This is a genomic window from Hoeflea sp. BAL378, assembly GCF_000759435.1.
GTDB lineage: Bacteria > Pseudomonadota > Alphaproteobacteria > Rhizobiales > Rhizobiaceae > Hoeflea.
Map to the genome: position 1 here is coordinate 1 of NZ_JRJG01000139.1, position 3,119 is coordinate 3,119.

Below are 3,119 nucleotides of genomic sequence, written 5' to 3' on the forward strand. Positions count from 1 at the left end.
GGCGGGCGCCGGCGACACCTTCCTGCCGGTGGATGCGGCCGGGGCCATCGCCTCCGTGTTCACGCTCACCAACCACCGCCAGAACGTGATCGGCGCCGGCGACACCGGCAGCGCCTCGGTCGTCCTCAGCGACCCCGGAGCCAGCGTCCTCGTCGTCACCAGCCTTGGCGGACGGCCGATCGTCACCGGCATCAATATCGGCCATTTCGCCGACAGCCGCATCGCCGGCCTCGCCACCGGTTCCGCCACCGGCATCACCGGCGACGGCATGACCGGCACGATCGGCATCCGCGATGTGCGGACCAGCGGCGGCGGCCTGAGCTTCGCCAATTCGGCGGCCGCGATCACCGTCGCCGACACGGTCGTGATTAGTGGTTCAGCCACCGGCATCGCGCTGTCCAACCTCACCGGCACGGCGAGCTTCACCAATGTCGATGTTTCAAGCGCCGGCGGCGCAAGCCTGCGCATCGATGGCGGCTCGGTCAACGCCAGCTTCGACGCGGCGTCGTCGATCGTGCAGTCGGGGCCGGGCGCCGCCGTCGACGTGAGGAACGGGCACACCGGCAGGCTCACCTCCAATGCCGCGCTCAACGCCAGCAACGGCGCCGGCCTGCAGTTCAGCAATGCCGACGGCAGCTACCGCTTCGCCGGCCAGACCGGCCTCAACGGCGGCGACGCCGGCGTCGATATCGTCGGCGGCTCGTCGGGCGCCTTCACCTTCGGCGCCCGAACCTCGATCGTCTCGCCCACGGGCACGGCCTTCAGCGTCGACGGCAGCAGCGCGACGGTGACCTACAACGGCACGATCGTCCAGGCCGGCGCCGCGACCGCCGTCTCGGTCACCGGCAGCACCGGCGGAAGCATCACCTTCGCAGGCCTGGTGACCGCCAGCACGTCGACGGCGACGGCCGTCAATCTCGCCGGCAATGCGGGCGCCAGCATCGCCTTCACCGGCGGCCTCGACATCGACACCACCACGGGCGCGGGGTTCCGCGCCACTGGCGGCGGCACGGTCTCGGTGGCGACGACGGGCAATGACGAGAGCATCACGACCACGGCCGGTCAGGCGCTCGATCTCAACGGCGTCGCGATCGGCGCGGCCGGGATCAGCTTCGACAGCCTCACCTCGACCGGCAGCGGCGCCAACGGCATCGGCCTTGCGGGCGTCAGCGGCGGGATGTTTGCGGTGCTGGGATCGACCACGGTATCCGGCTCCGCCGGCAACGCCATCCAGCTCGCCGGCAACAGCGCCGCTGTCCGGTTTGGCGGGGCGACCGCCCTCACCATGACCCATGCGGCCGCCGGCGTCAATCTCTCCGGCGCCACGAGCGGGGCGGTGAGCTTCGCCAATCTCGACATCGCCCTGCAGGCCGCCAATTCCACCGGCATCGACGTCTCCGGTGCGATCCTCGATGCGGCTGTCACCGCCACCGATTTCGACCTCGTCTCGACATCGGCGACCGGCACCACCGGCGTCGACCTCACCGGGACCACCGGAGCCGGCACGCTGCGGCTCGGCGACCTCGCCGTCGGCGGAGACAGCGCCTCGATCGCCGGCGTCAATGTCGGCGTCCGGTTTTCGGCCGCGTCCAACGCCAGCTTCATCTTCGGCGACGGCGAGGCCGCGACCGACCGGTTGAGTTCGATCGCCGCCACGACCGCGATCTCGGGCGGCTCGACGGTGACGCTCGGCTCCTATGATTTCGATGACGTCACCTTCACCGGCGCGCTCGACTTTGCCACCGGCAGCGGCGCCGGCCTGGTGTTCGTCGCCGCCACCGCCACCGGCAACGGCTCGGGATCGGACATCAACAACCGCGCCAGCGTGGCCACCGCCGACGCCATCCTGTCGAGCGGCACCACCTTCGTGCTGATCAATGACGGGGCTGCGATCGATGACGCCGACGGCTTCACGCTGGTGGACGGCCAGACCCTGGCCTCGTTCGGCAATGGCCGCACCTTCGCGCTCGGTGGGCTGATCGTTCCCACCAATTTCTCCGGGATTCCGCAGGGCGGTGTCACGATCGGCGATCCGACCGGCAACGGCGCCGCGATCCTCACCCGCAGCGGCGGGGCGGGGGACACCTTGGTCGCATCCGGCACGGTCAACCTGCAGGACTTCATCCTGGAAAGCACCGGCGCGGGCGCGGGCCTCAGCGCCACCGGCGCCGTCACCATTTCCGCGACCGGGCTCACGGTCCGCACCGTCGCCGGGCAGGGCATCGACCTCAATTCGCTCACCGGCGCGGCCTCCACCTTCAACGCCACCAAGGTGACCTCGACCACGGGCAATGCCATCGACATCGTCAATTCGTCGGTCTCCTTCACCGGCGGCCTCGACATCGACACCACTGGGGGCACCGGTCTCCGCGCTACCGGCGGCGCCACGGTCACGGTCGCGGCCTCGGGCGGGGACGAGAGCATCACCTCGACGGCCGGCCAGGCGCTCGAGCTCAACGGAGTCGCCATCGGCGCGGGCGGGATCAGTTTCGACAGCCTGACCTCGACCGGCAGCGGCTCGGGGGGCATCACGCTGTCGGGCGTCAGCGGCGGCGCCTTCCTGGTCTCCGGTGCCACCACGGTGTCGGGCGCCCTCGGCCATGGCATTCAGCTTACGGGCAACGTCGCTGCCATCGGCTTCGGAACGACCGCCATCACGCTGGGCGCGGGCGCCGGCGCGGCGGGCATCGATTTTGCCGGCACGGGCGGCGGCGCGGTCAGCTTCGGCGTCACCACCATCGCCAATGTCGGCGCCTCGATGGGCCAGACAGGCATCGATTTCAGCGGCGCCACGCTGGGCGGCACGGTCAGTTTCCAGTCCGTCGCCATCTCCGGTCCCGCCTCCTCCCCGGATTCCATCGGCGTCAACCTGAACGGCGTGCTCGGCAACCGGACCGTCAATCTCGGCAGCCAGGCCGCGCCTGGTTCGGGACCGTCGAGTTCGATCACCGACCTGCACCGCGGCGTGGTGATCGACGCCACTGCCGCCGTCCAGTTCACCTTCGGCGACGGGGAAAGCGGCAGCGACCGCGGCTCCTCGATCAATGTCAACGGCCAGGCTGGCGCCTTCACCGTCGATGCCGGCGGCGGCACGCTGGGCGGCTCGAGCTTCGATTTCA

1 protein-coding gene is annotated in these 3,119 nt (G+C 70.5%); it reads left to right on the forward strand.

The features are described from left to right. Nucleotides 1-3,119, forward strand: a 3,119-nt coding sequence (locus LL06_RS27760; RefSeq protein WP_035532390.1) for a hypothetical protein, incomplete at both ends; no start/stop codon positions are given.